General features: G+C 45.2%; 5 protein-coding genes. 4 read left to right on the forward strand and 1 reads right to left on the reverse strand.

The window, feature by feature from the left end; genetic code table 11:
* The 4 genes from VIP81_RS28290 to VIP81_RS28305 form a co-directional block, all read left to right on the forward strand.
* Positions 1-215, forward strand: a 215-nt coding sequence (locus tag VIP81_RS28290) for a (Fe-S)-binding protein (protein ID WP_331969509.1), incomplete at its 5' end; no start/stop codon positions are given.
* A gap of 65 nt (positions 216-280) precedes the next feature.
* Positions 281-694 carry an EVE domain-containing protein gene (locus VIP81_RS28295; protein WP_133809725.1) on the forward strand — a complete coding sequence of 138 codons (414 nt, stop codon included), beginning with the start codon at positions 281-283 and terminating at the stop codon, positions 692-694.
* Positions 695-826: 132 nt separating this feature from the next.
* Positions 827-1,732: a DUF4349 domain-containing protein gene (locus tag VIP81_RS28300; RefSeq protein WP_331969512.1), complete on the forward strand. Its 906-nt coding sequence runs from the start codon at positions 827-829 to the stop codon at positions 1,730-1,732.
* Between the two features lie 10 nt (positions 1,733-1,742).
* Positions 1,743-2,420 (forward strand): NAD-dependent deacylase, encoded by a 678-nt coding sequence (locus tag VIP81_RS28305; RefSeq protein ID WP_331969515.1) that lies wholly within the window; start codon positions 1,743-1,745, stop codon positions 2,418-2,420.
* A gap of 289 nt (positions 2,421-2,709) precedes the next feature.
* Here VIP81_RS28305 and VIP81_RS28310 read toward each other — a convergent pair whose 3' ends face one another.
* Positions 2,710-4,032, reverse strand: coding sequence for a saccharopine dehydrogenase C-terminal domain-containing protein (locus VIP81_RS28310; protein WP_331969518.1), 1,323 nt, complete (start codon positions 4,030-4,032; stop codon positions 2,710-2,712).
* Between the last annotated feature and the right edge of the window lie 196 nt (positions 4,033-4,228).

The raw sequence follows: 4,228 nt of genomic DNA on the forward strand, positions 1-4,228 counted from the left end.
TGTGTTGCGGATTTGGCGGTACTTTCGCCGTAAAGTTTGAACCGATTTCTATGGGGATGGGCGAACAGAAAGTCAACAATGCCGTTAACAGCGGTGCTGATTACCTGATCTCTACAGACCTGTCCTGCCTGATGCACCTCGATGGCTATATCCGTAAGCATGGCTCCAATGTCAAGGTAATGCACATCGCAGATGTACTGGCCAGCGGCTGGTAGCGTTAATCTTCGCTGCATTAGCTAAAAGCTGACAGCTATATCAAAATCCAAAAATTTTATACAATATGAACTATTGGCTGGTGAAGTCTGAACCGTTTAAATACTCCTGGGACCAGTTTGTAAAAGATAAAGTTACTTTCTGGGATGGAGTACGCAACTACCAGGCGCGCAATAACCTTAAAGGCATGAAAAAAGGGGACCAGGTGCTGTTCTATCATAGTAATGAAGGAATGGAAATAGTGGGTCTGGCTACCGTGTCTAAAGAGTTTTACCAGGATCCTACCACACCTGATCCTAACTGGGTGGTAGTGGAACTGAAACCACTGAAACCCTTCAAGAAATTCGTGACGCTCGCAGAAATGAAAGCAGAAAAAAGGCTGGCTAATTTTTCGCTGATCCGCCAGGGCCGCCTATCTGTATGCGATGTGAAGCCCGAAGAATTTGAAGCCATTATGGAAATGGGTGGTATGAAAAAGTAAATATTTTATAAAGATAATAAGCGCGCAGGCTATCTTTCTTACAGGAAGATAGCCTGTGGTGTTTTAGGGAAGGAGGGAGGATCGCTTTATGGAATTTTGCGGAGACAAACATCTTACAGCAAATTACGCCATATGAAACATTCCTTTTTCCTGACACTCACCGCTACTGTATTTATACTGGCCGGATGTAGCAGCCATCATGAAACGCCTGCTTCACAAGCTGTAACGATGGAAGATATAGCACTACCCGCTGCAGCGAGTGGCGCAGCTGACGCTTCCGCGAAAGAGGATGAGAAAGCCCCCGCTGCCCTCGATGATCGGGACAACAGCGTTCCGGTACCCATCTCCCAAAAAATTATAAAAAACGGCACCCTCCGTTTTTCTACATCCGACTTTGACGCCTGCCGGAATCGTATAGCCGATACCGTTAAAAAATATGGTGGCTACATTGCGGATGAAAATCAAACCAATACCAGCATACAATATCGCAATGAACTGAACATAAAAGTACCCGCCGCTGCTTTTGACCAATGTATGGAAGCATTGACGGGTGGGGCTTTACGGGTAGAGGAAAAAAGTGTAACATCGACAGATGTCACCGCAGAATATGTAGACCTGGATGCCCGTATGAAGGCACGTTTAGCAGTAGAGCAACGTTACCTGCAAATTCTGCAGCAGGCAAAAAAAGTAGAAGAAATACTGGCAGTAGAAGCGCAGTTGAAAAGTATACGGGAAGAAATAGAATCTGCCAAAGGCCGCCTGCAATATATGGATCATCATGTGGCTTACAGCGGTATTCATCTTACCTATTATCAAACCTTTGCCAATACAGATCCGCAGACACCCGGATTTTTTCAGCGGTCCTGGTTATCGTTTAAAGACGGTTGGAACAGCCTTTTATCGTTCTCTCTGGAGCTGTTAAGTGCCTGGCCATTTCTGCTTGGTATTGTTTTTATCTTTATTTTTATAAAACGAGGAATAAGGAAATGGAAATTAAAAAGGGCCATTGCCCAAACCCCAACTAACGTAAACCTATAAACGAATCAACATGAAACCAAGATTGGTGGTGCTGACCGGAGCAGGCATCAGCGCAGAAAGCGGACTCCGGACCTTCCGGGATTCCGATGGATTATGGGAAGGCTACAATGTATATGAAGTCGCCTCCCCCAAAGGCTGGCAGCAAAATCCTGCCCTGGTGCAGGACTTCTACAATGGCCGCCGTAAGGATGTACAGGCGGCGCAGCCTAATGCCGCCCACACCGGGCTGGCGAAGCTGGAAGAAAAATTCGATGTGCGGATTATTACCCAGAATATTGACGACCTGCACGAGCGGGGCGGCTCTACTAATGTGCTGCATTTGCACGGAGAAATATTCAAGATGCGCAGCGTTAACAACGAGGATTTAATCTATGATATCCGGGATGATATTAAGATGGGAGACCTTGCAGAAGACGGTGGACAGCTGCGGCCACATATTGTATGGTTCGGCGAAGCGGTCACCATGATAGAAAAGGCGGTACAGGAAGTACAGGCGGCAGATATTTTTGTAGTTATAGGGACTTCCCTGCAGGTATATCCGGCGGCGAACCTGTTGCAATATGTGAAATGGAAAACGCCTACGTATATCATTGACCGTAAGATCCCTTCCTTTGAATCCATGCCAAATCAGTTCACCATAGAGAAACCCGCTACAGAAGGCGTTGCGGAGCTGATGCGGCAATTGTAGAAAGGGAGCGGAAAGCTTAAGGCAGAAAGCAAAAAGCTATTGAAGCGGATGGTAAGCAATGTGTCATCATCCCCGTCAATAGCTTTTTGCTTTCTGCCTTAAGCCTTCTGCTCAAAAAAAAACCTCCCACTTTGGGGAGGTATCACAAGTCCTTATGCCCGATAGAGTCCATCATAGGAAAACAATAACTTTATTCGTCAGCCTTCCGCTTAAAGCTATTCGACGAGATCCTGCATCCTACAATGACTCGCTTTAATAGCTTTTTGCTTTCCGCTTTATGCTTTCCGCTTTATTCAAAGCTTTCCTCAAATCTGATATCGTACTCTTCTAATTCTTTTAAAACGGGATTGTAAATTTCCGGCATGACCGGTATCTGTAAACCTGTTAGTGTTACTTTTTCCTGCAATATCAGTTTTGCCATTATGCCCAATGGGAGGCCTACTGTTTTAGCCATGGCAGTGTGTATATTGTCTTCGCCCTGTGTGATCATGTAACTGTGCATCCTGGTAGCCATATTCCGGCGTTCGAATTCAATTTCATGCATCATTACAATCATGTCCTTGTCTGCCGGTTCCATTTTCAGTTTGTTCTCGACCAGGAACTGGAGGATGTCGGCATTGGTTTGCTCACCTAAATTTATGACATCTGTGCTTAATAACCCCAGAAATTTTAGCTGGCGGATAACCTTGGACTTGGTGCTGACGCTGAGATACTGGGCAATGTTTTCTTCGGGGGTACCTGTTTGTTCGGTTATCCTTGCAGTGGCCCAGTCGGTATACGTGAGTTGATCGGTCGCAATTTTAGTAGTGTCTTCCGTTAAACCTAGCTTTATCAGGGCATTCCAGCCTTCGCAGAAGTCGGGGAAACGAAGGGTGGCGCGCATAAAGGTGGCCAGTTCTTCGAGTTTGTAGGCCTCCATATAACCGAGAGAGTCGCGGTTAGGGTAGAAGGCCAGTTTACCCAAACCGGGTACCTGTATGGTTTTGGTGTGGTCAAACAGTTGTTCGTGATGCAGTTCTTTCACTTTGCCCTTTTCCTTGTAGGTAGCGCCGGAGCTGCCTGCCAGTACAATGTTCCGGGCATTCCAGGATACTTTATACTGCCAAGGATTATCGTTGCTGTCTGGCGAAATAAGGCCACCACAGTAGGATTTGAAGGAAAATATCTGGCCGCCTTTTTTCTCGATGGAATGAATGAGTTTCATGGCTGACATATGATCTATCCCGGGGTCCAGGCCCATTTCATACATAAAAAGTAATCCGGCTTTTTCTATATCGGCCTGTAGTTTACGTACTTCAGGATCAATGTAGGAAGCGGTGAGCAGGTTCTTTTTGGCTTCCAGGCAATCTTTCGCGACCAGGATATGGAGCTGGGCGGGTAATAAAGAAATAACCAGATCTGTTTCCCTGATCAGTTGCAGTCGGGCAGCATGGTCTTTAATATCCAGTGCCGTGGGGGTTGCATAATATGATTTTCCTGTTTTGGACTTGATAAGCGACAGGTCATGATCGGCTACTGTCAGATGCCATTTTTGCCTGGGTGCATTTGTTAACAGATATTCGATCAGACTGGTGGCCGATTTTCCGGCGCCAAACAACAGTATGTTCTTCATAGTCTTCTTTAGAAAAGTGATTAAGAATCAGGGGAATAACAGCTCTTTTGTTACTAATGTTCGAATTTAAAGTCCCATTCGGATTTATTTTCCTTATATATATGTTTTCCGTCGATTCGATGTATTGATTATCAGTCGATTAGAAACAAATACTTTGCCAATATTTATATTCTAATATATTAAAGCAGCTTAACAT

Origin of the sequence: Chitinophaga sp., assembly GCF_036566945.1 — a bacterium.
GTDB lineage: Bacteria > Bacteroidota > Bacteroidia > Chitinophagales > Chitinophagaceae > Chitinophaga.